Annotated in this window: 24 protein-coding genes and 1 tRNA gene; 12 read left to right on the forward strand and 13 right to left on the reverse strand. The window is 72.1% G+C overall.

Going from position 1 to position 24,553, the window contains the following annotated elements; all coding sequences use genetic code 11:
* Positions 1-18 precede the first annotated feature (18 nt).
* From J5X86_RS01360 to pdhA, 3 genes are read right to left on the reverse strand one after another with little or no spacing between them, the layout of a single operon-like run.
* Entirely contained in the window at positions 19-1,359 is a 1,341-nt protein-coding gene (locus tag J5X86_RS01360) for a dihydrolipoamide acetyltransferase family protein (RefSeq protein ID WP_208515005.1), read from the reverse strand.
* Entirely contained in the window at positions 1,359-2,408 is a 1,050-nt protein-coding gene (locus tag J5X86_RS01365) for an alpha-ketoacid dehydrogenase subunit beta (protein ID WP_059143781.1), read from the reverse strand. The genes J5X86_RS01360 and J5X86_RS01365 overlap by 1 nt, the downstream gene beginning before the upstream one ends.
* Positions 2,408-3,550 carry a pyruvate dehydrogenase (acetyl-transferring) E1 component subunit alpha gene (gene pdhA / locus J5X86_RS01370; protein WP_208515006.1) on the reverse strand — a complete coding sequence of 381 codons (1,143 nt, stop codon included), beginning with the start codon at positions 3,548-3,550 and terminating at the stop codon, positions 2,408-2,410. The genes J5X86_RS01365 and pdhA overlap by 1 nt, the downstream gene beginning before the upstream one ends.
* Before the next feature lie 183 nt (positions 3,551-3,733).
* Here pdhA and J5X86_RS01375 point away from each other — a divergent pair, with 183 nt between their 5' ends.
* The gene (locus tag J5X86_RS01375; protein ID WP_208515007.1) at positions 3,734-4,222 is read left to right on the forward strand and encodes an Lrp/AsnC family transcriptional regulator; all 489 of its coding nucleotides are present in this window, start codon (positions 3,734-3,736) and stop codon (positions 4,220-4,222) included.
* Positions 4,223-4,302: 80 nt separating this feature from the next.
* On the opposite strand, the gene J5X86_RS01380 is transcribed toward J5X86_RS01375, so the two are convergent.
* Positions 4,303-4,896 (reverse strand): TetR/AcrR family transcriptional regulator, encoded by a 594-nt coding sequence (locus tag J5X86_RS01380; RefSeq protein WP_078642473.1) that lies wholly within the window; start codon positions 4,894-4,896, stop codon positions 4,303-4,305.
* A 2-nt stretch (positions 4,897-4,898) separates the two neighbouring features.
* Positions 4,899-6,416 (reverse strand): 3-hydroxyacyl-CoA dehydrogenase, encoded by a 1,518-nt coding sequence (locus tag J5X86_RS01385; RefSeq protein WP_208515008.1) that lies wholly within the window; start codon positions 6,414-6,416, stop codon positions 4,899-4,901.
* 129 nt (positions 6,417-6,545) lie between these two features.
* Here J5X86_RS01385 and paaN point away from each other — a divergent pair, with 129 nt between their 5' ends.
* On the forward strand, positions 6,546-8,270 hold the full coding sequence (gene paaN, locus J5X86_RS01390; protein ID WP_208515009.1) for a phenylacetic acid degradation protein PaaN: 1,725 nt from the start codon (positions 6,546-6,548) through the stop codon (positions 8,268-8,270).
* Between the two features lie 379 nt (positions 8,271-8,649).
* Here the strand turns inward: paaN and J5X86_RS01395 are convergent, their stop codons facing one another.
* From J5X86_RS01395 to J5X86_RS01405, 3 genes are read right to left on the reverse strand one after another with little or no spacing between them, the layout of a single operon-like run.
* Complete coding sequence (locus tag J5X86_RS01395; RefSeq protein ID WP_208515010.1) at positions 8,650-9,411, reverse strand: RNA methyltransferase; 762 nt, start codon at positions 9,409-9,411, stop codon at positions 8,650-8,652.
* Complete coding sequence (locus J5X86_RS01400) at positions 9,401-10,651, reverse strand: HTTM domain-containing protein (protein ID WP_208515011.1); 1,251 nt, start codon at positions 10,649-10,651, stop codon at positions 9,401-9,403. Before J5X86_RS01400 ends, J5X86_RS01395 begins: the two co-directional genes overlap by 11 nt.
* On the reverse strand, positions 10,648-11,385 hold the full coding sequence (locus J5X86_RS01405; RefSeq protein ID WP_208515012.1) for a DUF5819 family protein: 738 nt from the start codon (positions 11,383-11,385) through the stop codon (positions 10,648-10,650). The genes J5X86_RS01400 and J5X86_RS01405 overlap by 4 nt, the downstream gene beginning before the upstream one ends.
* A gap of 224 nt (positions 11,386-11,609) precedes the next feature.
* Between J5X86_RS01405 and paaA the strand changes: the two genes are divergently transcribed.
* From paaA to J5X86_RS01435, 6 genes are all read left to right on the forward strand, one after another.
* Positions 11,610-12,560: a 1,2-phenylacetyl-CoA epoxidase subunit PaaA gene (paaA, locus tag J5X86_RS01410; RefSeq protein WP_208515013.1), complete on the forward strand. Its 951-nt coding sequence runs from the start codon at positions 11,610-11,612 to the stop codon at positions 12,558-12,560.
* A complete protein-coding gene (gene paaB / locus J5X86_RS01415; protein ID WP_046088802.1) occupies positions 12,557-12,853 on the forward strand; it encodes a 1,2-phenylacetyl-CoA epoxidase subunit PaaB in 297 nt (98 codons plus the stop codon). The genes paaA and paaB overlap by 4 nt, the downstream gene beginning before the upstream one ends.
* A complete protein-coding gene (paaC, locus tag J5X86_RS01420; RefSeq protein WP_208515014.1) occupies positions 12,850-13,551 on the forward strand; it encodes a 1,2-phenylacetyl-CoA epoxidase subunit PaaC in 702 nt (233 codons plus the stop codon). The genes paaB and paaC overlap by 4 nt, the downstream gene beginning before the upstream one ends.
* Positions 13,545-14,084 carry a 1,2-phenylacetyl-CoA epoxidase subunit PaaD gene (paaD, locus tag J5X86_RS01425; RefSeq protein WP_014053599.1) on the forward strand — a complete coding sequence of 180 codons (540 nt, stop codon included), beginning with the start codon at positions 13,545-13,547 and terminating at the stop codon, positions 14,082-14,084. Before paaC ends, paaD begins: the two co-directional genes overlap by 7 nt.
* Complete coding sequence (locus J5X86_RS01430) at positions 14,084-15,193, forward strand: 2Fe-2S iron-sulfur cluster-binding protein (protein WP_208515015.1); 1,110 nt, start codon at positions 14,084-14,086, stop codon at positions 15,191-15,193. Before paaD ends, J5X86_RS01430 begins: the two co-directional genes overlap by 1 nt.
* 93 nt (positions 15,194-15,286) lie before the next feature.
* Positions 15,287-16,435, forward strand: coding sequence for an acyl-CoA dehydrogenase family protein (locus J5X86_RS01435; RefSeq protein WP_208515016.1), 1,149 nt, complete (start codon positions 15,287-15,289; stop codon positions 16,433-16,435).
* Between the two features lie 31 nt (positions 16,436-16,466).
* On the opposite strand, the gene J5X86_RS01440 is transcribed toward J5X86_RS01435, so the two are convergent.
* The 4 genes from J5X86_RS01440 to J5X86_RS01455 form a co-directional block, all read right to left on the reverse strand.
* Positions 16,467-16,820: a rhodanese-like domain-containing protein gene (locus tag J5X86_RS01440; protein WP_119990086.1), complete on the reverse strand. Its 354-nt coding sequence runs from the start codon at positions 16,818-16,820 to the stop codon at positions 16,467-16,469.
* A gap of 43 nt (positions 16,821-16,863) precedes the next feature.
* On the reverse strand, positions 16,864-17,868 hold the full coding sequence (locus J5X86_RS01445; protein WP_308124417.1) for a hypothetical protein: 1,005 nt from the start codon (positions 17,866-17,868) through the stop codon (positions 16,864-16,866).
* A 57-nt stretch (positions 17,869-17,925) separates the two neighbouring features.
* On the reverse strand, positions 17,926-19,461 hold the full coding sequence (locus J5X86_RS01450; protein WP_243979189.1) for a DUF2252 domain-containing protein: 1,536 nt from the start codon (positions 19,459-19,461) through the stop codon (positions 17,926-17,928).
* A gap of 220 nt (positions 19,462-19,681) precedes the next feature.
* Positions 19,682-20,059 carry a helix-turn-helix domain-containing protein gene (locus J5X86_RS01455; RefSeq protein WP_208515017.1) on the reverse strand — a complete coding sequence of 126 codons (378 nt, stop codon included), beginning with the start codon at positions 20,057-20,059 and terminating at the stop codon, positions 19,682-19,684.
* A gap of 115 nt (positions 20,060-20,174) precedes the next feature.
* Between J5X86_RS01455 and J5X86_RS01460 the strand changes: the two genes are divergently transcribed.
* Positions 20,175-20,828: an FMN-dependent NADH-azoreductase gene (locus J5X86_RS01460; RefSeq protein WP_208515018.1), complete on the forward strand. Its 654-nt coding sequence runs from the start codon at positions 20,175-20,177 to the stop codon at positions 20,826-20,828.
* Between the two features lie 278 nt (positions 20,829-21,106).
* Here the strand turns inward: J5X86_RS01460 and J5X86_RS01465 are convergent.
* A tRNA-Leu gene (locus J5X86_RS01465) sits at positions 21,107-21,193 on the reverse strand.
* 326 nt (positions 21,194-21,519) lie between these two features.
* On the opposite strand from J5X86_RS01465, the gene J5X86_RS01470 reads away from it, so the two are divergent.
* The 3 genes from J5X86_RS01470 (at position 21,520) to J5X86_RS01480 (ending at position 24,553) form a co-directional block, all read left to right on the forward strand.
* Positions 21,520-22,362, forward strand: coding sequence for a DUF3662 and FHA domain-containing protein (locus J5X86_RS01470; protein WP_208515019.1), 843 nt, complete (start codon positions 21,520-21,522; stop codon positions 22,360-22,362).
* A gap of 10 nt (positions 22,363-22,372) precedes the next feature.
* Positions 22,373-22,891, forward strand: a complete 519-nt coding sequence (locus tag J5X86_RS01475) for an FHA domain-containing protein (protein WP_014053590.1) — start codon at positions 22,373-22,375, stop codon at positions 22,889-22,891.
* Between the two features lie 75 nt (positions 22,892-22,966).
* Positions 22,967-24,553: a PP2C family serine/threonine-protein phosphatase gene (locus J5X86_RS01480; RefSeq protein ID WP_208515020.1), complete on the forward strand. Its 1,587-nt coding sequence runs from the start codon at positions 22,967-22,969 to the stop codon at positions 24,551-24,553.

Consider the following 24,553-nt stretch of genomic DNA (forward strand, 5'->3'; position numbering starts at 1 on the left):
GGCGCCGCCGGGCAGCCGCTACAGCCGTCGCAACAACACCAGGGGCTGCTCCACGCAGTCGGCCACGTACCGCAGGAATCCGCCGGCGGTGCCCCCGTCGCAGACCCGGTGGTCGAAGGTGAACGACAGCTGCACCACCTGGCGCACCGCCAGCTCGCCCTGGTGCACCCAGGGCTTCGGGGCGATCCGCCCGACCCCGAGCATCGCCGCCTCGGGGTGGTTGATGATCGGCGTCGAGCCGTCGACCCCGAAGACCCCGTAGTTGTTCAGGGTGAAGGTGCCGCCGGTGAGCTGCGCGGGGGCGAGTGTCCCGGTCCGCGCGGCCTCGGTCAGCCGGGCGATCTCCTCGGACAGCCCCTCTATGGTCCGCGCCTGTGCGGCGCGCACCACGGGGACCACGAGGCCCCGGTCGGTCTGCGCCGCGAAGCCGAGGTGGACCTCGGGGAGCCGGATGATCTCCCGGCCTTCCATGTCCACCGTGGCGTTGAGCTCGGGGAAGCGCGCCAGGGCCGCCGTGCAGATACGGGCCAGGAGGGCGAGCACGGAGACCTTGGGCCCGCCCGCCGCGTTCATCGCCGCGCGGGCGGCGAGCAGTTCGGTCGCGTCGGCGTCCACCCAGCAGGTCGCGTCGGGGATCTCGCGCCGGCTGCGCGCGAGCTTGTCGGCCACGGCGCCCCGCACCCCGCGCAGCGGCACCCGCTCCTCCTCCGGGGCGACCGCGGGTGCAGGGGCGGGCGCGGGTGCAGGGGCGGGCGCGGGTGCGGGTGCGGGGGCGGGTGCAGGTGCAGGGGCGGGTGCAGGGGCGGGTCCGCGTGCGGGAGCCGCCACCGCTCGTTCCACGTCCGCCCGCAGAATCAGCCCCTCGGGGCCCGAACCCTTGAGCCGGCGCAGATCGACGTCGTGCTCCCGGGCCAGCCGCCGTACGAGGGGGGAGATCACCGGCAGGGGCCCGGCGGGGGCCACCGCCACCGTCTCGCGCAGCGGCCCGGGGGAGAGCTGGACGCGACGGCGCCGCGCGGCGGGACCGGCCGTGCCATAGCCGACCAGCACATTGCCCGATCCGCCGTCGGTCGCGCTCTCGGTGACCGGCGGAGCGGAGCCGCCGTCCGAGCCCTCCGGCACGGCGACCGTGATCAGCGGTGCCCCGACCGGCACCTCCGCGCCCTCCTCGCCGTAACGGGCCGTCACCACACCGCCGTAGGGGCACGGCACGTCCACCATCGCCTTGGCGGTCTCGACCTCGACCACCGGCTGGTCGACCGCGACCACATCACCGACCTGGACCAGCCAGCGCACGATCTCGGCACCGGTCAGCCCCTCGCCCAGATCGGGCAGAGTGAACTCCCGTACGACAGCCATCAGACGGCGCTCCCCTCGGTCCACTCCGACTCCCACTGCAACCGGGCGACGGCGTCCAGCACCCGGTCCACACCGGGCAGATGGTGCCGCTCCAGCATGGGCGGCGGGTAGGGGATGTCGAATCCGGCGACCCGCAGCACGGGCGCCTCCAGATGGTGGAAGCAGCGCTCGGTGACCCGGGCGGCGATCTCCCCGCCGGGCCCGCCGAAGCCTGTGGCCTCGTGGACGACGACCGCGCGGCCGGTGCGGCGCACGGAGGCGCACACCGTGTCGTCGTCGAAGGGGACGAGCGAGCGCAGATCGACGACTTCCAGGTCCCAGCCCTCGGCCCGGGCCGCCTCGGCGGCTTCGAGGCACACCGGCACGGAGGGGCCGTAGGAGATCAAGGTGGCGCTGCGCCGGCCGCCGGTGGCGGGCCTGCGCACCACCGCGCGCCCGATCGGCGGCACCTGCTCGGGGGCGTCGGCCGACCAGTCGGCCTTGGACCAGTAGAGCCGCTTGGGCTCCAGGAAGATCACCGGGTCGTCGGAGGCGATGGCGGCGCGCAGCAGCCCGTAGGCGTCGGCGACGGTCGCGGGGGCGACGACATGGAGGCCGGGGGTGGCCATGTAGTAGATCTCGGAGGAGTCGCTGTGGTGCTCGACGCCGCCGATGCCGCCCCCGTAGGGCACCCGCACGGTGATCGGCATCGGCATCGCGCCCCGGGTGCGGTTGCGCATCCGCGAGACATGGCTGATGAGCTGCTCGAAGGACGGGTAGGCGAAGGCGTCGAACTGCATCTCGACCACCGGCCGCAGCCCGTACATGGCCATGCCCACGGCGGTGCCGAGGATGCCCGCCTCAGCGAGCGGCGTATCGGTGCAGCGGTCCTCGCCGAACTCCTTGGCGAGCCCGTCGGTGATCCGGAAGACGCCGCCCAGGGTGCCGACGTCCTCGCCGAGGACATGGACGGACGGGTCGGCGGCCATGGCGTCACGCAGCGCGCGGCCGAGGGCCTGGGCCATGGTGGCGGGCTTACGGGCGGTGTCGGCCCCGATGGCGGTGGTCATCACTCCCCCTTCCCGGAGTCGCCGGCCTCGGCGTCGAGCTCCGCGCGCAGCTGGGCCGCCTGCTCGCGCAGCTGGCTGGTCCGGTCGGCGTAGACGTGCTCGAAGAGCTCCATGGGGTCGAGGACCGCGTCCTGGTGCATGCGCGTGCGCAGATCGGCGGCGAGCCGCTCCGCGGACTCCCGCGCGGCTTGGACTCCCTCGTCGTCCAGCAGACGGCGGTCCCGCATGGCGTCCTCCAGGAGCGCTATCGGGTCGTGTGCCCGCCATGCCTCGACCTCGGAGTCGGGGCGGTAGCGGGTGGCGTCGTCGGCGTTGGTGTGGGCCTCGATGCGGTAGGTGACCGCCTCGACCAGGGTGGGGCCGCCTCCGCCGCGGGCCCGGCGCACCGCCTCCGCCAGGACCTGGTGGACGGCGGCCACGTCATTGCCGTCGACGAGGCGGCCGGGCATCCCGTACCCGACCGCCTTGTGGGCGAGGGAGGGCGCGGCGGTCTGCTTGGCGAGCGGGACGGAGATGGCGAAGCCGTTGTTCTGGACGAGGAAGACCACCGGGGCGTGCCAGACGGCCGCGAAGTTGAGGGCCTCGTGGAAGTCGCCCTCGCTGGTGCCGCCGTCGCCGACCAGGGCGAGGGCCACGACATCGTCGCCCTTGAGGCGGGCGGCGTGGGCGAGGCCGACGGCGTGCGGCAGCTGGGTGGCCAACGGGGTGCACAGCGGGGCCACGCGGTGTGCGTGGGGGTCGTAGCCGGAGTGCCAGTCGCCGCGCAGCAGGGTCAGGGCGTCGACGGGGTCGAGCCCGCGGACCACGGCGGCCAGGGTGTCGCGGTAGCTGGGAAAGAGCCAGTCGCGGTCCTCCAGCACCAGCCCGGCCGCGACCTGGCAGGCCTCCTGGCCGGTGGAGGAGGGATAGACGGCCAGCCGGCCCTGCCGGGTGAGGGCCGTGGCCTGGGTGTTGTACCGGCGGCCGCGCACCAGCTCGCGGTGGAGCCGGGTCAGCAGATCGGGGGAGATGTCGGCGGCAGCGGCGGTGCCCAGCAGGCGGTACGGCTCCGCGTCGGGCAGCAGCGGCTCGGCCTCGACGCGGGGCTGCCAGCCGGGCGGGGGAGTGGGCCGGTAGGCACCGGGCTGCTCAAGGACCGTCATGTCGCGACCTCCTGGGCGTGGCGTACGGCGGGAGGGCGGGACGTGCCGTGCGGCATCGCCCTCCCCCTACCGATTGTTCGGTCGTTGACGCATTTTGGCTACAGGCGACCCAAGCCTGTGGACAAACGGTTCTGCAGCGCCTGTGATGAAGACAGGACGTCCATGAAGGGGAGGCGGGACGATATGCGGGGCGAACAGATGGCCAATCCGGACGGCAAACCCCCGGCACGCCCCCTGGACGACATCGACCACGACATCCTGCGTCTGCTCCGAACGGATGGCCGCGCCTCCATACGCTCCGTGGCCGAGCAGGTGCACGTCTCGCGCGCCAACGCCTACGCCCGGATCAACCGCCTGATCGACGACGGGGTGATCCGCGGCTTCAGCGCCCGGGTGGACCAGGAGCGGGCCGGGCAGGGCGCGTCCGCGTACATCACGCTGAAGATCGTCCAGAACTCCTGGCGCACCGTGCGCGAACAGCTCCGGCAGCTCCCAGGGGCCGCCCACATCGCCCTGGTCAGCGGGGACTTCGACGTGCTGCTGCTGGTGCACACCGAGGACAACCGCTCGCTGCGCGAGCTGGTCCTCACCCGGATCCAGGCCATGCCGGAGGTGCTGAGCACCCGGACGCTGCTGGTCTTCGAGGAGACGGACCTGGACTCGGAGCCGTAGCGGGGGCTGGGACGGGCGCGGCCGGCCACGACGGCGCCGCGGACGATCGACGGCGTCTCAGCGCACTTCCAGCGGAGCGCTCAGCGCTCCGTGCGCAGGCCCGCGAAGGCCGTACGGACCACGGCCTCGGCCACTTCCTGGGAGGTCGCGGCCCCGCCGCGACCCGGCCGGTACCACTCCACAATGGAGTTGATCATGCCGAAGAGCAGCCGGGTCGCCAGCCGGGCGTCCACGTCGGACCGCAGGTCGCCATCGGCCGCCGCCCGCTTGAGCAGGTCGGCGACCTGGTGGTCGAACTCCCGGCGCCGCTCCATGGCCCACCGCTCGGTGTCCGTGTTGCCCCGGACGCGCAGCAGCAGGGTGACGTAGGGCAGCTCCTCCATCAGCACCTCGCTGGTGCGCCGGGTCACATGCTCCAGCCGTTCGATCGCCCGCCCGTCGCGTGCGGCGGGCTCCTGGAGGATGCCGAACAGCCCGTCCAGCGCCCGGCTTATGGCGAGCCGGAGCAGCTCCTCCTTGCCCTTCACATGGTGGTAGATGGAGGACTTGGAGATCCCGGCGGCTCGGGAGAGGTGCTCCATGGAGGTGCCGTCGTAACCACGCTCGTTGAACACCTCCACGGCGACCGCGAGCAGCGATTCGGGCGTGTAGGTGTCGCGCTTGGCCATGGTCATGATTAGAGCAGCCTCTCATCGGCGGCGGCACGCCGGATCAGCGCCTGGGAGGGGGCGTAGCGGCCGGTCGGACAGGCTTGGTGGAGGTTGCGCAGGGTGTCGCGCACCCAGCGGGCACCGAGCGCGTGCCCCCAGGCCAGCGGTCCGCGCGGGTAGTTGACCCCTGTCAGCATGGCGGTGTCTACGTCCTCGGGGCTCGCCACCCCGCGGGCGACGGCGTCCTCGGCGAAGTCCACGAGCATCGCGACCGTGCGGGCCACGACCATGCCGGGGACGTCCTGGACCACGCTGACCGCCTTACCGAGCGCCTGGAACAGGCCGATCGCGGACCGCAGGGACTCCTCGGTGGCGGCCGGGGACGGTGCGAGGGCGACACGGGTGGCGGTGCGGTAGTCCAGCGCCAGGTCGAAGCGGACCGTCGCGGCGAAGGGGTCGTCGGTGGCGGTCGTGCCGTCGGCGAGGGACAGGCGGGTGCCGTCGGGCAAGGCGAGATGTCCCCCGACGGGCTCGCGGGTCACCGGGATGCCCGCTTCCTCTATGAGGCCCACCAGCCCTTGCGCCGGCCCCAGGTCGCCGTGGAGGGCGACCTTCGCGGGCGGCTCGCACGGCTCGGCGGTGTGCGGGGCGGGCCGCGCGGCGCCCTCGGAGTGGTCGAACCAGCCGTGGCCCGTCTTGCGCCCGAGCCGTCCGGCGGCCACGAGCTGCCGCTGGGCGAGCGACGGGGTGAATTTCGGATCGTGGAACAACGCTTCCCACACGGATCGGGTGACGGCCTCGTTCACGTCCTGGCCGATCAGGTCGGTGAGCTCGAAAGGGCCCATCCGGAAGCCGCCGGACTCCCGCAGCACGGCGTCGAGGGTGGCGGGGTCGGCGGCGCGCTCCTCGTACGCCCGGAACGCCTCGGCGTAGAAGGGGCGGGCGATCCGGTTGACGATGAATCCGGGGGTGTCGGCGCAGCGCACCGGGGTCTTTCCCCAGGCCGCGACGGTGGCGTGGGCACGGTCGGCGGCGGCCTCGTCCGTGGCGGCGCCGCGCACCACCTCCACCAGCGGCATCAGCGGGGCCGGATTGAAGAAGTGCAGCCCAAGGAGGCGGCCGGGGCGGCGCAGGACGCCCGCGACGGCCGTGACGGAGAGGGAGGAGGTGTTGGTGGCGAGCAGACAGCCGTCGGAGACCACCGACTCCAGCGCGGTGAACAGCTCCTGCTTGGCGCCGAGCTCCTCGAGGATCGCCTCGACCACCAGCTCCGCCTCGGCCAGGTCCGCGAGGTCGGCGACGGGGGCGAGCCGGCCGAGGGCCGCGTCACGGTCGGCGGCCGTGAGCCGTTCCTTGGCGACAAGCCGGCCGAGCCGGGCCGCGATGGCGTCGGCGGCCCGGGAGGCGCGGCCGGGCGCCGCGTCGTAGAGCCGCACGGGATGGCCCGCGGCCAGCGCCACCTGGGCGATCCCCTGGCCCATCGTGCCGGTGCCGATGACGGCGACGACGCCGGCACGGTCGATCCCACGGTCGATCGCAGTCATGCCGCAGATCCTTTTCGACGAAGTTATCCACAGGTTCGCCAGGCCCTCTTGTCCCGACCGATCGTTCGGTTACTCTAACTCTGTCGCCCATTCCAGCCCAGCCCCAGCTCGACGAGGAGTTGGTCAGTCGTGACCGCCGCACTCACCACCGCGCAGTTGACGCAAGAGCACCGCCCCACCCTCGACCAGGCCCTGGAGGCGATCCGTACCCGCGCCTATTGGTCCCCGCACCCCGAGCACCCGAAGGCTTACGGCGGCGAGGGCCAGAGCGGGCGCCCGAGCCTGAGCGTCGCCGAGGGCCAGGCCGCGTTCGAGGCGCTGCGCGGCCGGCGCATCGAGCTGGACCAGCCGGGCACCGACGGCTGGACGGGCTCCGAAGTCTCGCCGTTCGGTGTCGAGATGGGCATGGAGTATCCGCATCCGGACCTCGACGCGCTCCTCCCGGCGATGCGGGCGGGGATGCCCGCCTGGCGGGAGGCCGGCCCGGAGACGCGGGCCATGGTATGTCTGGAGATCCTGGCCCGGATCGGCGCCCGGTCGCATGAGTTCGCCCAGGCGGTCATGCACACCAGCGGACAGGCGTACATGATGGCCTTCCAGGCCGGCGGCCCCCACGCCCAGGACCGCGGCCTGGAGGCGGTGGCGTACGCATTCGCCGAGCAGACCCGCACCCCCGGCGCCGCGGACTGGTCCAAGCCGCAGGGCAAGCGCGACCCGCTGCGCCTGCGCAAGACGTTCACGGCCGTCCCGCGCGGTATCGCGCTGCTGATCGGCTGCAACACCTTCCCGACGTGGAACGGCTATCCGGGCCTCTTCGCCTCGCTCGCCACCGGCAATCCGGTGCTGGTCAAGCCGCACCCCCAGGCCGTGCTGCCGCTGGCGCTGACCGTCCAGGTGGCGCGCGAGGTGCTGAAGGAGGCGGGGTTCAGCCCCGATCTGGTGGCGCTGGCCGCCGAGCGGCCGGAGGAGGGGATCGCCAAGGTCCTCGCCGTCCGCCCCGAGATCCGCATCATCGACTACACGGGCTCGACCGCCTTCGGCGACTGGCTGGAGACCCACGCCCGCCAGGCCCAGGTCTTCACCGAGAAGGCGGGGGTCAACACGGTGGTGATCGACTCCACCGACGACTACCAGGGCATGCTGGCCAACCTGGCGTTCTCCCTGTCCCTCTACAGCGGCCAGATGTGCACCACCCCGCAGAATCTGCTGATCCCCCGCGGCGGTATCACCACCGACGCCGGCCCCAAGACCTACGACGAGGTGGTGGCCGACCTGGCGGCGGCGGTGGACGGGCTGCTGGGCGATGACGCCCGGGCGAGCGCGCTGCTGGGCGCGATCGTGGGCCCGCGGGTCCAGGAGCGGCTGGAGGCCGCTCCCGGCCTGGGCGCGGTCGCCCTGGCCTCGCGTACGGTGACCCACCCCGACTTCCCGGGCGCCACGGTCCGTACGCCGCTGATGGTCAAGGCGGACGGCGCCCGGAAGTTCTGGGAGGGGGCTGACGCGGACGCGCCCTATCTGTCCGAGTGCTTCGGCCCGGTCTCCTTCGCCGTCGCCGTCGACTCCACTGAGGACGCGGTCGCGCTGCTGCGCCGGACCACCCGGGACAAGGGCGCGATGACGGTCGGCGCGTACACCTCCTCACCGGAGGCGGAGCGGCTGATCGAGGAGGCATGCCTGGAGGAATGCGCCCAGCTGTCGCTCAATCTGACCGGCGGGGTGTATGTGAACCAGACCGCGGCCTTCTCGGACTTCCACGGCTCGGGCGGCAACCCGTCGGCCAACGCCACGCTGTGCGACGGGGCGTTCGTGGCCGGCCGCTTCCGGACGATCGAGGTCCGCCGCCCGGCGGAGTAACGGGCCCAGTGGGCGAGGCGCGGTACGCGGGGCGTGTCACCGCACACGAACCGCCCGCCCCGCCTGGAGCCCGTCCGCCCCCGCCCGGACACGGCCTCGGGCGGGGGCGGACGGGACCCGGACAAGGCGGAGTGGGCCCAGCCGAGCCGTGGCGTCGGGGCCCAGGCGGCGCGGGCGGGGCCTGAGCGCGGCGTCGGGGACTAAGCAGGTCGGACGAAGTCCACCGCGGTTCGGCAGGTGCCCTGAAGGGGTGCGGGGCTGTGTCGATGTGCGGCTCGGCCGCGGCTGTGTCGATGTGCGGCTCCGCCGCGTGGGCGCGGTCAGCCACGATGGCGCCACAGACGACCGACGGCACGGCGCGGCACATCCAGCGGAGCGCTTAGGCCGGGCGATCGGGGCCGCCCCAGTGGAAGAGGGCCATGGCCACGCTGGTGGCCAGGTTGTAGCTGGACACCTGCGGCCGCATGGGGAGGGCCACCAGCCTGGTGGCCCGCTTCCGCAGCTCCGGCGAGATCCCGTGCCGCTCGGAGCCGAAGGCGAGCAGCGCGTCATCGGGGATGGTCACGGACCGGATGTCCTCCCCTTCCGCGTCCAGCACATACAGCGGCCCTTCCGGAAGGCCGTCGCCCGGCAGCCGCTCGACGGCGGTGGCGAAGTGAAGCCCGGCGCCGGACCGCACGGCGTTCGGATGCCAGGGATCGATATCGCCGGTGGTGACCACGCCGGTGGCCCCGAACCCGGCGGCGAGCCGGACCACGGCCCCGACGTTCCCCAGGTTGCGGGGGTTGTCCAGGACGACCACCGGGGCATTCCGGGGCCGCTTGGACAGCTCGTCCAGATTCCCCTGCCGGCCGCGCCGTACCGCCAGCGCGGCGACCCTCGTGGGGTGCACCCTGGGCACCAGATCGCGCAGGGTCCCGGCCTCCACCTCCACCAGGAGATCCGCGATCGTCTCGGTGAGATCGTCGGCCAGGTCCGCGGCGAGTTCCACGGCGGCCGCCTTGTCGCTGGTGACCGCGGCGCGCACCTCCGCGCCGAACCGCAGCGCGTGCTTCAGCGCGTGGAAGCCGTCGAGCAGGACGGTCTCGGGGGCCGTCGCGCGCCAGTGCCGTACGGCCTGCGCGGCCTCGTCATCGATCATTCCCCCAGCGTACGAGGGTGTCGGCCGCGGTTTCCCCGTCGCTCTCCCGCACCCGCTGCCCCGGCAGCCACACCGCGCGCGCCGTCAGCCGGTCCCGGGCCCGGCCCAGTCGCGCCGCGGCCCAGCGCAGGAAGTTCGTCGGCAGGAAGACCGAGTCCGCCGCGATCACGGCGAGCGAGAAGAAGGGCAGCCCCAGCATCACGGCGATGCCGAGGTGCTCCAGCATCAGCAGGACGAGCATCACGTTCTTGGCCCGCCGGTTGAGCAGGGTGAACGGGAACGCCACCTGGACGATGACCGTGCCGTAGGTCAGCACCATCACCAGGGTGCCGCTGGACGCCATGATGTCGGTCAGCCCCGGCCAGGGCGAGAAGTAGTCCAGATGCAGCGGGTAGTAGAGGGCGGTGCCGTCCTGCCAGCGCGAGCCCTGGACCTTGTACCAGCCGGCCGTGGCGTACAGCAGACACACCTCGGCCATGATCACCAGCAGGGCGCCGTTGTGCGCCACGTTGGCGAGCGCGTCCAGAACGGTGCGCGGCTCCCCCGGTGCGTAACGCTTGACGAGCCACCAGCCGGCCTGGACGATCCACAGCCCCCACAGGACGGTGGCCCAGCCCAGCCCGGGCAGGGGGCCGTCGGAGGTCAGGGAGAGCCGGGCGTCGGTGAACAGCTGTACCCAGAGCAGGGCGGTCCCGGTGACCGCCCACAGCACGATGCCGGTGGTGTCGTCGCGCGGCGGCCCCTCGCGGTCCGCCTGCCGGGCCGCCCGGCGCGCGTCCAGCGACCACATCTGACCGCACCGGGTCAGCACCAGGTACATCGACATCAGATGGATGAGATTGTCGCCGCCGTCCCCCACGAAGATGGAGCGGTTCTGCAGCGACAGCACCCCGACCATGAACAGCACGGACATGGTGCGGGTGCGCCAGCCCACCAGCAGCAGCGCGCTGGAGACGAGGGCGAGGGCGTAGACGACCTCGAACCACACCCCGCTGTCGGACCACATGAGCGCGCTGAAGGCGCGGTTGCCATCGATCAGCCGCGCGGCCATGTCCCAGTTCCACGGGCCGTCCGGCCCGTACAGCTCCCGGCGGTGAGGCCATTCGCGCACCAGGAAGAGGAGCCAGGTGAAGGAGAAGCCGATGCGCACGACGGCGCTCTGCCGGGGGCCGAGCGCGGATCCGGTGACGCGGGCGTAGCCATGCGTCACGGCGGTCTGGAGGCGGGCGGAGGGGCTCACCGGCTCTTCGCCTCCGGGATGTCATCGGTGGTCACCGTCCACCACGGCAGCGTCCGGTAGATCGTCTTGGTGTCGATCTTCTCGTCGCTCCAGGACGGCGGGGCCACCGGAGTGGTCGCGGAGCGCACCTGTATTCGCTCCACGGCGCCGCCGTCCTCCTCGCGGCCGAAGCGGAGCATCACGATCCGGCGGATGTACTGCTCGGAGAGGCTGCCGCGCATGCCCTGCGGCCGCTCCTGCGCGTCATGCGAGCCGACGTAGAACTCCCAGGCCCGGCGCAGCTCGTTCTGCTGGGTGTGGCTGGGCAGCGGGTTGTGGCGGATGGCCGCTCCGTCCTGGGCCGAGAGGTCGCGCCAGCCGGTGGTCGCGGTGCCGCCCTCGCGGGTGCGGATCTCGGCGCGGGCCTGGACGGCGATGTTCTGCTGGAGCGGGTTGGGGGCGAAGAGCTTCCAGACCCGTTCGAACTCCGGATAGATGTAATCGTCGATCGCCGCGCCGTGCCGCTTGGTGAGGGTGTTGGGCGGTGAGACGGCCAGAAAGGCCGCCGAGAGATGGATCGCGGCGGCGACGGCGGCGACCGCGATGCCCACCGCGATGATGAGCTGTGCGGGCAGGGAGAGCGCGGTGAGCGGTTCCGCCGCGTCGTAGTCCGGTTCCGGCTCAGTCGGTTCCGGTTCCGTCGGCTCTGGTTCCACCGGTTCCGGCTCCGTCCCGGCCATACCCCGCCCCGCCATACCCCGCCCCGCTCCCGATGGTCCAGGTCCTCTCGCACGCCGGTCGGCCGCGCGCCCCGTGGCCCCCACGCCCCCGGCACCGTACCCATGCGGAACCACTCGGCACAGCGTCCTCAGCGTTATCCACAGGGTTGACACCCTACGGTCCTCAGCACACCATTGAACCGAACGATCGGTCGGTCGGCTGGCCGGTCGGCGGAGACGGATGGGCGGAGGGGCTTCGCATGACGACGATGGCGGCGGACGCGGGGGCGTACGAGGCGGTGTTCGACGCCGCCCTGGCCGCGGACGAGCGCATCGAGCCGCGCGACTGGATGCCCGATGACTACCGGGCCACGCTGGTGCGGCAGATGGCCCAGCACGCCCACTCGGAGATCATCGGCATGCAGCCGGAGGCCAACTGGATCACCCGCGCCCCCTCGCTGCGGCGCAAGGCGATCCTGATGGCCAAGGTCCAGGACGAGGCGGGCCACGGCCTGTATCTCTACAGCGCGGCGGAGACCCTGGGCACCAGCCGGGAGGAGCTGCTCGACAAGCTCCACAGCGGCCGCCAGAAGTACTCCTCGATCTTCAACTACCCCACGCTGACCTGGGCCGACGTCGGAGCCATCGGCTGGCTGGTGGACGGCGCCGCGATCACCAACCAGGTCCCGCTGTGCCGCTGCTCCTACGGGCCCTACGCACGGGCGATGGTCCGCATCTGCAAGGAGGAGTCCTTCCACCAGCGTCAGGGGTACGAGCTGCTGCTGGCCCTGAGCCAAGGCACCGAGGCCCAGCACGCCATGGCGCAGGACGCGGTGGACCGCTGGTGGTGGCCGTCGCTGATGATGTTCGGCCCGCCGGACGACGCCTCGGCCCACTCCGCCCAGTCGATGGCCTGGAAGATCAAGCGCCACTCCAATGACGAGCTGCGCCAGCGCTTCGTCGACATCTGCGTCCCCCAGGCCGAATCCCTCGGCCTCACCCTCCCCGACCCCGAGCTGCGGTGGAGCGAGGAGCGGGAGCATTACGACTTCGGGCCGATCGACTGGGACGAATTCCGCGAGATCCTGCGGGGAAACGGCCCGTGCAACACCCAGCGGATCACCCAGCGGCGCCGGGCCCATGAGGAAGGCGCCTGGGTGCGCGAGGCAGCCGCGGCACACGCGGCCAAGCACGGGAAGGCACAGGCATGAGCGGCAGCCCGAGCGCCGAGTGGCCGCTGTGGGAGGTGTTCGTCCGCAGCAGGCGCGGGCTGTCGCACACCCACGCCGGATCCCTCCACGCCCCCGACGCGGAGATGGCTTTGCGGAACGCACGGGATCTGTACACCCGGCGCTCGGAGGGCGTCTCGATCTGGGTGGTGCCGTCCGCCGAGATCACCGCCTCCTCGCCGGACGAGCGGGATCCGTTCTTCGAGCCGTCCGCCGACAAGCCCTATCGCCACCCCACGTTCTACGCGATCCCGGAGGGGGTGCGGCATCTATGACCGCGGCCCTCGCCCTGGGCGACGACGCGCTGGTGCTCTCCCACCGGCTGGGGGAGTGGGCCGGGCACGCCCCGGTACTGGAAGAGGAGGTCGCGCTCGCCAATATCGCCCTCGACCTGCTCGGCCAGGCCCGGGTGCTGCTCTCCCTCGCCGGCGACGAGGACGAGCTGGCCTATCTGCGCGAGGAGCGGGCGTTCCGGAACGTCCAGCTGGTCGAGCAGCCCAACGGCGACTTCGCCCACACCATCGCCCGCCAGCTCTACTTCTCCACCTACCAGGAGCTGTTGTACGAGCGGCTGGCGCGCGGCACCGGCCCCTTCGCCCCGCTCGCCGCGAAGGCGGTCAAGGAGGTGGCCTACCACCGCGACCACGCCGAGCAGTGGACCCTGCGGCTCGGTGACGGCACGGAGGAGAGCCATGAGCGCATGCGGCGGGGGCTGGACGCGCTCTGGCGGTTCACCGGTGAGCTCTTCGAGCCGATCGAGGGGTGCGAGGTGGAGTGGCACACGCTGCACGACGCCTGGCTGACCCGGATCACCTCGGTCCTGGAGCGCGCCACCCTGGCGGTGCCCGAGGGGCCGCGGCGCGGCGGCTGGGCGGCCGGCGCGGGGCGCCAGGGCCTGCACACCGAGCCGTTCGGCCGGATGCTCGCCGAGATGCAGCATCTGCACCGCAGCCACCCGGGGGCGACATGGTGACGCCCACACCCTCCGCGGCACCCACGCCCCCCGCGTCCGGCACCACCCCGCTCGAGGAGGAGCTGCTGCGGCTGGCCGGATCCGTACCGGACCCCGAGCTGCCGATGGTGTCCCTGGCCGAGCTGGGCGTGATGCGCGGGCTGCGGCTGCTGGGGCCGGGCCGGGTCGAGGTCGAGCTGACGCCCACCTACACCGGCTGCCCGGCGCTGGAGTCGATGGCCACCGATATCGAGCGGCTGCTCCATGACCACGGCGTCCCCGAGGTCGCCGTGCGCACGGTCCTCTCCCCGCCCTGGACGACGGACGCGATCAGCGCCGAGGGCCGCCGCAAGCTGGCGGAGTCCGGCATAGCGCCGCCCGCGCCGCGCCGTGCGGCGGCGGACGGTCCGGTCCCGGTGGCCCTGGCGGTGCGCTGCCCGCAGTGCGGCTCGACCGAGACCGAGCTGCTGAGCCGCTTCTCCTCCACCGCCTGCAAGGCGCTGCGCCGCTGCACGGCCTGCGGTGAACCATTCGACCACTTCAAGGAGTTGTGATGGCCGCGGAGGCGGTGCAGCGGGCCACGCCCCGCCACGGCGCGTTCCACCCACTGCGGGTGGCGGCGGTCGACCGGCTCACCGATGACGCGGTGATGGTCACCCTCCTGGTGCCGCCCGCGCTGCGGGAGACGTTCCGCTTCACGGCGGGGCAGCACATCGCGGTGCGCCGGTTCGCGGACGGCGCGGAGATCCGCCGGACATATTCGCTGTGCACCCCGGCCCCGGGCGCGGAGGGCCCGGAGTTCCTGCGGATCGGGGTGCGGCTGGTCGAGGGCGGTGAGTTCTCGGCCTATGCCCTCAAGGAGCTGGCGGTCGGCGAGGTCATGGAGGTGATGGCCCCGGCCGGCCGTTTCGTCCTGGAGCCCCGGCCGGGCCATTTCGCGGCGGTCGTCGGCGGCAGCGGCATCACCCCCGTGCTGTCCATCGCGGCCACGTTGCTCAGCCGGCAGCCCGAGGCGCGCTTCTGTCTGATCCGCAGCGACCGCACCGCGGCCTCGACGATGTTCCTGGAGGAGGTCGCCGACCTCAAGGACCGCTGGCCCGACCGGTTCCAGCTGGTGTGCGCGCTCTCCCGGGAGGAGCAGCAGGCCGGACTGGTGTCCGGGCGGCTCGACGAGGAGCGGCTGACCGCCCTGCTGCCGGCGCTGCTGCCGGTCGCCTCGGTGGACGGCTGGTTCCTGTGCGGGCCTTATGGCCTGGTGCGCGCCGCCGAGCGGGCGCTGCGCGGCCTCGGGGTCTCCCGCGGCCGAGTCCATCAGGAGATCTTCCATGTGGAGGCGGCCCCCGCCGAGGACATCTCCCCCATACCGGATCCGGCCCGTGCCGCGTCGCAGAGCTCGGTCACGGCGACCCTGGACGGCCGGTCGGGCACCTGGCCGGTCCAGGCCGGGGAGCCGCTGCTGGAGACCGTGCTGCGCAACCGGGCCGACGCGCCATATGCGTGCAAGGGCGGGGTCTGCGGGACCTGCCGGGCCTTCCTGGTATCCGGCGAGGTGCGGATGGACCGTAATTTCGCGCTGGAGCCGGACGAGGTGGAGGCGGGCTATGTACTGGCCTGTCAGTCCCATCCGGTGGGCGAGCGGGTGGAGCTGGACTTCGACCGCTGACGTCCCGAGCGCGGCACCGGCGTTCCCTTCTTGTAGAACCTGTTCTATCTTGACGGGCCGTCAGATAAAGCCGCGGCGCGGGAGGTACGGACAGTGGACTTCACCTTCACCGAGGAGCAGCAGGCGGCCGTCGAAGCGGCGAAGGCCGTCTTCTCCTCCGTCACACCGGACAGCGTGCCCAGCCCCGCGCTGACCGCCGGCGCCGTCGCCGAGGACTTCGACCGTGCGCTGTGGCGGAAGCTCGCCGAGGGCGATCTGCTCGGCCTGAGCCTCGACCCCCAGTACGGGGGCTCGGGCCTCGACCCGCTCGCCCTGTGCCTGGTGCTGCGGGAATGCGGCCGGGTGCTGGCCCGGGTGCCGCTGCTGGAGTCCAGCGCCGCGGCGCTGGCCGTGCAGCGCTACGGCGGGGCCGAGTTGCGTACCGCCGTGCTGCCCCGGGCCGCGAGCGGTGAGCTGGTCCTCACCACGGCCTCCAGCGGCCGCACCGGCCATGGCCCGGCCGAACTCGCCGTCCAGGCGCGGCAGAACGGGGACGGCTGGGTGCTGGACGGCGTCCAGACCGCGGTCCCCTGGGCCCATGGCGCCGAGCATGTGCTGATTCCGGCCCACACCGGGGAGGGCCGGACGATCCTCGCCCTGGTCCCCCGCGACCATGAGGGCGTCGTCCTCGATGAGCAGATCTCCACCAGCGGTGAGCGGCAGGCCGAGATCCGGCTGGACGGAGTGCGGCTCGCCGACCGCGAGGTGCTGGCCGCGGACGGCGCCTGGGAATGGCTGCGCGATCTCCTCACCACCGGCACCTGTGCGCTCGTGCTGGGGCTCGGCTCGGCGGTGCTGGACCTCACCAGCTCCTATGTGAGCGAGCGCGAGCAGTTCGGCTTCCCGCTCGCCAGCTTCCAGGCGGTCGCCGTGCAGACCGCCGACCGCTATATCGATCTGCGGGCCATGGAGGCCACGCTGTGGCAGGCGGCCTGGCGGCTGTCCCTGGACGAGGAGCGGCCGACGGCGAGCGGGGCGCTGCCCATCGCGGGGGATGTCGCCGTCGCCAAGATCTGGGCCGCCGAGGGCGTGCGCCGCGTCGTGCAGACCGCACAGCATCTGCACGGCGGCTTCGGCGCGGTCACCGACTACCCCCTGCACCGCTACCACGCATGGGGCAAGCAGCTGGAGCTCTCGCTGGGATCCGCCGCCGCCCATGAGGAGGCGCTGGGCGAACTCCTCGCCGCCCACCCCCTCGGCTGACCGGCGAGTCCCGCCGATCATAGGGAAACTCCTAGAGCACAAAGGCCCCTTCGGCGGTGCCGTCGGGGCCGCTCACCATCGGCCGGCCCGCCGCGTCCCAGGCGAGCATCCCGCCGTCGACATTCACCGCGTCCAGGCCCTGCGCGACCAGATACTGCGTCACCTGCGCGGAGCGGCCGCCGACCCGGCACATCACATGTACCCGCTGCCCCTCGCCGACCGCCGCGGTCAGCTCATCGAACCGCGCCACGACCTGGCCCATCGGGATGTGCAGCGCGCCCTCGACATGCCCGGCCGTCCACTCGTCGTCCTCCCGGACATCCAGCAGAAGGCCATCGGCCGGTACCGCCGCCGCCTCCATCTGGGGAAGCTGGGCAAAATGCATCAGACACACCTCTCACATGACATCGGCAGCTGCGGCAAACCTACTACCGCACCAGCTCCGCGAGCCGGGTCTCCTTCTCCGCGGCCTGGGCCAGCAGCTGCTCGGCGATCTCGTCCAGCAGCCGGTCGGGGTCTTCCGGCGCCATCTTGATCATCGCGCCGATCGCGCTCGACTCCAGCTCCGCGGCGACCGCGGCCAGCATCTCCTTGCGCTCGGCCAGCCACTCCAGCCGGGCGTACAGCTCCTCGCTACGGCTCGCCCGCCGCTCCGGCGGGGGCGGACCGGCCGCCCACTCCTCGGCCAGCGCCCGCAGCGCCTCCTCGTCCCCGGCCGCGTACGCCGCGTTGACCCGCACGATGAAGGCACCGCGCCGCTCCCGCTCGGCCTCCTCCTCGGCCAGATCCGGGTGGGCCTTACGGGCCAGCTCCCGGTAGATCCGGCGGGCCTCCTCGCTCGGCCGCACCCGCGGCGGCGGCTGTACGGGCCGCTCGGTGAGCATCGCGGCCGCCTCCGGCGAGAGCCCCTCGGAGTCGATCCAGCCGTGGAACAGCTCCTCCACGCCCGGCATCGGCTGCACCAGCCCCCGCGCCTCATGGGCCTTGCGGATGTCCTCCGGATCGCCGGTGCGCGCCGCGACCGCCTCGGCGATCAGCGCGTCCAGCTCGTCGAGGCGCGAGTACATCGGCCCGAGCCGCTGGTGGTGCAGCCGGGAGAAGTTCTCCACCTCCACCCGGAAGGTCTCCACCGCGATCTCGAACTCGATCAGCGCCTGCTCGGCCGCACGCACCGCCCGCTCCAGACGCTCGGCGGCCTGAGCCTCCTCCTGGGCCCGGGCGTCCCCGGCGTCCGCGGCGTCCCCGGAACCGGCGTCCCCGGACGACCCCGCGTCCCCGGGCCCGGCATCTCCGGACCGGGATTCGTCGGACCAGGGCCCCTGGGACCGCGTCTCCCCGGATCGCGTCTCCCCGGACCGGTCGTGCGACTCCGCCTGGGGCTCCGCGTCCGACACCGACTGCCGTGCCTGCTGCTGCGCTTCCGGATTCGTCACCCGCTCAGACTACGTCCGGCGGTGATCGGCGACCGAGCTCGCACCCCCGCCCGCGCCTCACACCCCCATCTCTGCCGCTATCCGGCCATTGCGCACCGCCACGACCAGCGCGGAGTGATCCGCTTCCGTGCGATCCGCGTACGCCACCGCGAAGGCGGCCACCGCCTCGTCCAACTCCTCCCCCTTGCCGCAGTAACCAGCCAGCAGCCGAGGGTCCGCGCTGTGGGCATGCGCCCGCGCCAGCAGCGCGCCGGTCATCCGCCCGTAGTCGTCCATCTGGTCCGCGGCCAGCGCCGCCGGGTCCACGCTTCCCTTGCGGTTGCGGAACTGCCGCACCTGGTAATGCCGCCCGCGCACCGTCGTCCACCCCAGCAGGATGTCGCTGACCACCTGCATCCGCTTCTGGCCGAGCACCACCCGCCGCCCCTCATGCGTGACGTCCGGCACCTCGAAACCGGCCTTCGCCACATGCGGCAGCAGCGCGGAGGGGCGCGCCTCCTTCACCTGGAGCACCATCGGCTCGCCCCGGTGGTCGAGCAGCAGCACCACATAGGAGCGGGTGCCCACACTGCCCGTGCCGACCACCCGGAACGCCACATCGTGCACCTCGTACCGCGAGAGCAGCGGCAGCCGGTCCTCCGGCAGCGTGCCCAGATACTCGGCGAGCGAGGAGGCCACCGCCGCCGCCTCCTCGTCCGGCACCCTCCGCAGCACCGGCGGCGCGTCCACGAAGCGCCGGGCCTCCGGCCGGCCCGAGGAGCCCTCCTCGCCCGGCACGGGCTCGGTGGACCGGGCCGCGTACCGCGCGCTCGTGTTCCGCCGGGCCTTCTCGGAGATCCGCTCAAGCGTCCCGACCAGGTCCTTGGCATCCGTGTGGGAGACCAGCTCCTCGTCCGCGATCGCGTTCCACGCGTCCGCCGCCGGCAGCTTGGCCAACAGCCGCACCGTGCGCCGATAGGCGCCCACGGCGTCCTGAGCCGCCGCCCGGCAGGTGTCCTCGTCGGCTCCCGCCTCCCGGCCGGCCAGCACCAGCGAGACCGCGAGCCGCTTCACATCCCACTCCCACGGGCCGTGGACGGTCTCGTCGAAGTCGTTGAGATCGATGATCAGGCCACCGCGCGCATCTCCGTAGATCCCGAAGTTGGCGGCGTGGGCATCGCCACACAGCTGTGCTCCGATACCGGTCACCGGCGTGCTCGTGAGGTCGTGCGCCATCAGCCCGGCGGCCCCGCGCAGAAAGGAGAAGGGGCCCGCGGCCATCCGCCCCACCCGGATCGGGGTGAGCTCCGGCAGCCGCCCGGCGTTCGACCACTCGACCGCCGCCACCGGATCCGGCCGCCCGTCGGCCCTCGGCGTCTCGGCATGCACCGAGCGCGGCACCCGCTTGCGCAGCGCCTTGCCCATCTGCCGGGGAGACGGCCCGTCACCGCGCCAGACGGCGAAGCCCGGAACCGGCGACAGCCGCCGGGCAGCCCCGCCCTCGCCGCCCGGCCCCCGCTCGCCGTTCTGTCCGCTCTCTCCGCTAAGGCCGCTCTCGTCGCCCCGGCCGCCCTCGCCGCTTCCGCCGCCCTGACCGTTCCGGTCGTCCGTCATCGCGCCCCCGCCTTCCTCGCACACGACATCGACTGAGCAGACCGTACCCCCTGTCAGCCCACCCCGTCAGAGCCTGTGGAAAACCTCGGCGATCATGGTGAAACCCCTGATCAGACGTGACTCACCTCGGCCCGGCCCTGCCCCGGCCCCAGGCACAGTCACGTAACCAGCCCCGGCCCCAGGCCCAGGCCCAGCCCCGGCCCCGGCCCCGGCCCCAGGCTCAGCCCCGGAACTGCTCCGGGCAGTCGTCGCCGCCCGAGGGCAGATGGCTCTCCGCCCACCGCGACAGCTCCTTCAGCGCGGGCTCCAGCGCCTTCCCCGCGTCGGTCAGCCGATAGGCCACCCGCAGCGGCGGCCCGGCGTCGACCTCCCGCACCACCAGACCCGCCGCGGAGAGCTCGGTGAGCCGGTCCGACAGCATCCGCTCACTGATGCCCGGGATGGCTCGCCGAAGCTCGGCGAAGTACGCCGCCTGCTCCGTCAGCACGGCCACGATGAGTCCCGTCCAGCGCTTGCCGAACAGCTCGAAGAACCGCGTCATCTCGCCGTCGACCTGCTTGCAGGCCTGCTCGTTGTGCTCCCCACGATCCTTCGCCATGGAATACAGACTACTGCGTTCTGGTTCGGGACTGCAGAAAAGTAAGCTACTGTGTCATCAGTAGGTACGTAGGTATTACGGGCTCCTTACCGAGCCCTCTTCACTGGAGGCATTCATGCCGACTCTTCTGCACATCGACACGTCCGTCTTCCCCGGTGAAGCCTCCGCTTCCCGCTCGGTCACGGCCACCTTCCGCAAGGAATGGGAAGCCCAGCACCCGAACGGCACGGTGATCTATCGCGACCTGGCCGCCGAGCCGCTGCCGCACCTGGACGGCCTCGCCGCCGCAGCCGGTTTCGCCGCTCCCGATCAGCGCTCGCCCGAGCAGCACGCCGCCTTTGCCCTGCGGGAGACCCTTGCCAGCGAGCTCGAGCAGGCGGACACGGTCCTGATCGCCGCCCCGATGTACAACTTCACGATCCCCTCCACCCTCAAGGCGTGGCTGGACCACGTGATCATCATGGGCCGCACCGCGGGCGCCGAGCAGACCACCACCTCGGGCACCCCGACCGTCGTCGTCGCCAGCCGTGGCGGCGGTTACGGCCCCGGCACCCCGCGGGAGAGCTTCGAGTTCGTCACGAACTACCTGGGGAAGGCGCTGGGCGACGGGCTCGGCCTCGATGTCACCTTCGTTGTGCCGGAACTCACGCTGGCCCGCAGCAATCCGGCCATGGCCGAGCTGGTCGACGCCTCGGACGCCTCCAAGGCGAAGGCCCACGAGGAGGCCGCGGCCAAGGCCAAGGAGCTCGCCACCCGCTTCGCCGCCTGATCAGCCCGACCAACTGATCAGTCCGACCAACTGATCGGCCTGACCATCTGATCAGCCTGACCGCATGACCGCATGACCCAGCCTGACCCGCCCGATCCCGTCCCACCCGGGCATCAGGCCACAGGGGCCTCCCCTCCCCCGGGGAGGCCCCTAGCCATTTCCCTGCGAAGGCAATGCCCCTGTAAAACCCCGACCAGACCCCCGGCAAGACCCCTGCCACAACGCGAAACGGGCCTCCCAAAAGCGACTTTCGTCACTTCTGAGAGACCCGCTCCGACTGGTGCGCGAGGGGGGAGTTGAACCCCCACGCCCTTTCGGGCACTGGAACCTGAATCCAGCGCGTCTGCCTATTCCGCCACCCGCGCATGGGTGCTGCCGTCCGGCCACTCGCCCCGCCCCCCGGTTGATCGTTTCGATCCGTCCGGTTCGTGTGGAGCGCCTTTCGACATCCAGAACATTAGCACGCCCTCCGGGGTGCAATCACACCCGTTACCGGCGCCCCCGCCCCCACCCGTCCGTGGAGCGTCACGGTTGCGGGACACTGTCGTCAGGGCACCTCTACGATCCCTGTGAGAGGTGACACTGCTCCACAGCGCCAGGAAGGGGAACCACCCGATTTCCCGACGCGTGGATACGATCAGTAAGCAGTACCAGGACGGCATAGAGCACGACTGACGGAAGGAGGTGCCCCGTGGGAGTAATGAAGCGCTTCGAGCAGCGTCTTGAGGGCCTCGTGAACGGCACCTTCGCCAAGGTGTTCAAGTCCGAGGTCCAGCCGGTCGAGATCGCCGGCGCCCTCCAGCGGGAGTGCGACAACAACGCCACGATCTGGAACCGCGACCGGACGGTCGTCCCCAACGACTTCATCGTCGAGCTGAGCACGCCCGACTACGAGCGGCTCAGCCCGTATTCCGGACAGCTCGGCGACGAGCTGTCCGGCATGGTCCGCGACTACGCCAAGCAGCAGCGTTACACCTTCATGGGCGCCATCAAGGTGCATCTGCAGAAGGCCGACGACCTCGACACCGGCCTGTACCGGGTGCGCAGCCGGACCCTGGCCTCCAGTGAGTCCCAGGGCGCACAGCAGGCGGCGGGCCGCCCCGGCGCCGGAGCCCCGCAGCAGCGCCCCGGCGGTTACGGCTACCCCGCCCAGCCCGCCGGTGCCCCGCCGATGCCGTCCACGCCCCCCGGCGCCCGTCCGGCGCCCCACACCAGCGGAGCCGGGGCCGGCGCCGGAGCCCAGCAGCAGGGCCAGACCCGCCGCTGGATCGAGATCAACGGCAGCCGCCACCAGATCTCCCGGCCCACGCTCGTCATGGGCCGCTCCACCGACGCTGACGTGCGGATCGACGATCCCGGTGTCTCCCGCAGACACTGCGAGATCCGGGTCGGAACCCCACCGACCGTCCAGGATCTCGGGTCGACCAACGGCATCGTGGTGGACGGACAGCACACCACGCGCGCTACGCTCCGCGACGGCTCGCGGATCGTCGTGGGCAGCACCACCATCGTTTACCGGCAAGCCGAAGGGTGAAGCGGGGGCAATGTCAGAGCTGACCCTCACGGTCATGCGGTTGGGTTTCCTCGCCGTACTGTGGCTGTTCGTCATCGTGGCCGTCCAGGTCATCCGCAGCGACCTGTTCGGGACCCGCGTGACGCAGCGCGGTTCGGCGCGGCGCGGCGCCCCCGACCGGCCGCAGCAGCAGCAACAGCGGCAGAGCGCGCCACCGCCGCAGCGCCAGCAGTCCGGTGGCCGCGGCCGCCGCGGTGCCCCCACCAAGCTGGTGGTCTCCGAGGGCACGCTCACCGGCACCACGGTCGCCCTCCAGGGGCAGACCATCACCCTCGGCCGTGCGCACGATTCAACAATCGTGCTGGACGACGACTACGCCTCCAGCCGGCATGCCAGGATCTACCCGGACCGTGACGGTCAGTGGATCGTCGAGGATCTCGGGTCCACCAACGGCACGTATCTCGACCGGACCCGACTCACCACACCGACACCGATCGCGCTGGGTGCGCCGATTCGCATCGGCAAGACCGTCATCGAGCTGCGGAAGTAGTAGGACCATGACGACCGGAGGGTGGGCAGCGTGGTTGGCAAGGGGCTGTACCCGGAGCCGACAGGCGAGGTGCGCATGAGTCTGTCACTGCGTTTCGCGGCCGGATCGCACAAGGGCATGATCCGGGAGGGCAACGAGGACTCCGGCTATGCCGGTCCCCGGCTGCTCGCCATCGCCGACGGCATGGGTGGCCAGGCCGCCGGCGAGGTCGCCAGCTCCGAGGTGATCTCCACCCTCGTCCAGCTCGACGACGACGTCCCGGGCTCGGACATCCTGACGTCCCTCGGCAGCGCCGTGCAGCGGGCCAATGACCAGCTGCGCGTCATGGTCGAGGAGGACCCCCAGCTTGAGGGCATGGGCACCACGCTCACCGCCCTGCTGTGGACCGGCCAGCGGCTCGGCCTGGTGCACGTCGGCGACTCGCGCGCGTATCTGCTGCGCGACGGTGTGCTCACCCAGATCACCCAGGACCACACCTGGGTGCAGCGCCTGGTCGACGAGGGCCGGATCACCGAGGAGGAGGCGGGCACCCACCCGCAGCGCTCCCTGCTGATGCGCGCGCTGGGCAGCGGCGACCATGTCGAGCCCGATCTGTCCATCCGCGAGGTCCGTGCCGGGGACCGCTATCTGATCTGCTCCGACGGCCTGTCCGGTGTCGTGAGCCACCAGACGCTCGAGGAGACCCTCGGCAGCTACCAGGGCCCCCACGAGACCGTGCAGGAGCTGATTCAGCTCGCCCTGCGCGGCGGCGGCCCCGACAACATCACCTGCATCGTCGCCGACGTCCTCGACGTCGACGGCGGCGACACCCTGGCCGCCCAGCTCAACGACACCCCCGTGATCGTGGGCGCGGTCGCCGAGAACCAGGTCCCCCTCGGGGACGGCGGCGCCGCGCACACCCCCGCCGGCCGCGCGGCCGAGCTCGGCCGGTCCGTACCGCAGCAAGGGGACCCGCACGGCGGCTTCGGACCGCCCGGCAGCGGCGACCCGGCCATGGGCGGTCTGCCGCAGGGCAGTTACGACGACTACGCCGACGGCGACTACACCAAGAAGAGCGGCGCCAAGGCCTGGGCCAAGCGCTCGCTCTTCATCGTGCTGGGCCTGGCCGTGATCGGCGGCGGGCTCTACGGCGGCTATCGCTGGACCCAGACGCAGTACTACGTGGGCTCCAACGGCGACCATGTCGCGATCTACCAGGGGATCAGCCAGGACCTCGCCTGGATCAAGCTCAACAAGGTCCATGAGGACCACCGCGAGATCGAACTCAAGTACCTCCCGGCCGACCAGCGCGGCCGTGTGGAGGACACCATCACGGTCAGCGGGCTCGGCCAGGCCCAGGACAAGACCAAGGACCTCGCCACCCTCGCCGGCGCCTGTAAGAAGGCCGACGCCCAGGAGAAGGCCGAGGACAGCCAGAAAGACCTCACCGGCGGCAAGAAGGACAAGAACGGCGGCTCCGGGGGCAGCGCCTCCAACAGCGCCGACCCGTCCCAGAGCGGCGCCCAGTCCGGGGACGACAAGACCGAGAACCAGCTCGGGGCACGCGCCGCGAAGGCCACGACCAAGCCCACGCCGACGACGTCTCCCACTCCGAAGCCCGGCCCCACCCTCTCGGAGGAGGAGAAGAAGTTGGTCCCGCAGTGCAGCAGCACCCAGCAGTGA

Origin of the sequence: Streptomyces sp. NEAU-YJ-81 (assembly GCF_017592595.1) — a bacterium.
Lineage (GTDB): Bacteria > Actinomycetota > Actinomycetes > Streptomycetales > Streptomycetaceae > Streptomyces > Streptomyces hygroscopicus_B.

Excerpts from the sequence above, each read along its gene's own strand:
- J5X86_RS01395 (WP_208515010.1), bottom strand. The coding sequence starts at position 9,411 with ATGATCGATGACGAGGCCGCGCAGGCCGTACGGCACTGGCGCGCGACG.
- J5X86_RS01450 (WP_243979189.1), bottom strand. The coding sequence starts at position 19,461 with ATGACGGACGACCGGAACGGTCAGGGCGGCGGAAGCGGCGAGGGCGGC.
- J5X86_RS01365 (WP_059143781.1), bottom strand. The coding sequence starts at position 2,408 with ATGACCACCGCCATCGGGGCCGACACCGCCCGTAAGCCCGCCACCATG.
- paaD (WP_014053599.1), top strand. The coding sequence starts at position 13,545 with ATGGTGACGCCCACACCCTCCGCGGCACCCACGCCCCCCGCGTCCGGC.
- J5X86_RS01475 (WP_014053590.1), top strand. The coding sequence starts at position 22,373 with ATGTCAGAGCTGACCCTCACGGTCATGCGGTTGGGTTTCCTCGCCGTA.
- J5X86_RS01455 (WP_208515017.1), bottom strand. The coding sequence starts at position 20,059 with ATGGCGAAGGATCGTGGGGAGCACAACGAGCAGGCCTGCAAGCAGGTC.
- pdhA (WP_208515006.1), bottom strand. The coding sequence starts at position 3,550 with ATGACGGTCCTTGAGCAGCCCGGTGCCTACCGGCCCACTCCCCCGCCC.
- J5X86_RS01460 (WP_208515018.1), top strand. The coding sequence starts at position 20,175 with ATGCCGACTCTTCTGCACATCGACACGTCCGTCTTCCCCGGTGAAGCC.
- J5X86_RS01375 (WP_208515007.1), top strand. The coding sequence starts at position 3,734 with ATGCGGGGCGAACAGATGGCCAATCCGGACGGCAAACCCCCGGCACGC.
- paaA (WP_208515013.1), top strand. The coding sequence starts at position 11,610 with ATGACGACGATGGCGGCGGACGCGGGGGCGTACGAGGCGGTGTTCGAC.
- J5X86_RS01440 (WP_119990086.1), bottom strand. The coding sequence starts at position 16,820 with ATGCATTTTGCCCAGCTTCCCCAGATGGAGGCGGCGGCGGTACCGGCC.
- paaC (WP_208515014.1), top strand. The coding sequence starts at position 12,850 with ATGACCGCGGCCCTCGCCCTGGGCGACGACGCGCTGGTGCTCTCCCAC.
- J5X86_RS01380 (WP_078642473.1), bottom strand. The coding sequence starts at position 4,896 with ATGACCATGGCCAAGCGCGACACCTACACGCCCGAATCGCTGCTCGCG.
- J5X86_RS01385 (WP_208515008.1), bottom strand. The coding sequence starts at position 6,416 with ATGACTGCGATCGACCGTGGGATCGACCGTGCCGGCGTCGTCGCCGTC.
- J5X86_RS01430 (WP_208515015.1), top strand. The coding sequence starts at position 14,084 with ATGGCCGCGGAGGCGGTGCAGCGGGCCACGCCCCGCCACGGCGCGTTC.
- J5X86_RS01480 (WP_208515020.1), top strand. The coding sequence starts at position 22,967 with ATGAGTCTGTCACTGCGTTTCGCGGCCGGATCGCACAAGGGCATGATC.
- J5X86_RS01405 (WP_208515012.1), bottom strand. The coding sequence starts at position 11,385 with ATGGCGGGGCGGGGTATGGCCGGGACGGAGCCGGAACCGGTGGAACCA.
- J5X86_RS01360 (WP_208515005.1), bottom strand. The coding sequence starts at position 1,359 with ATGGCTGTCGTACGGGAGTTCACTCTGCCCGATCTGGGCGAGGGGCTG.
- paaB (WP_046088802.1), top strand. The coding sequence starts at position 12,557 with ATGAGCGGCAGCCCGAGCGCCGAGTGGCCGCTGTGGGAGGTGTTCGTC.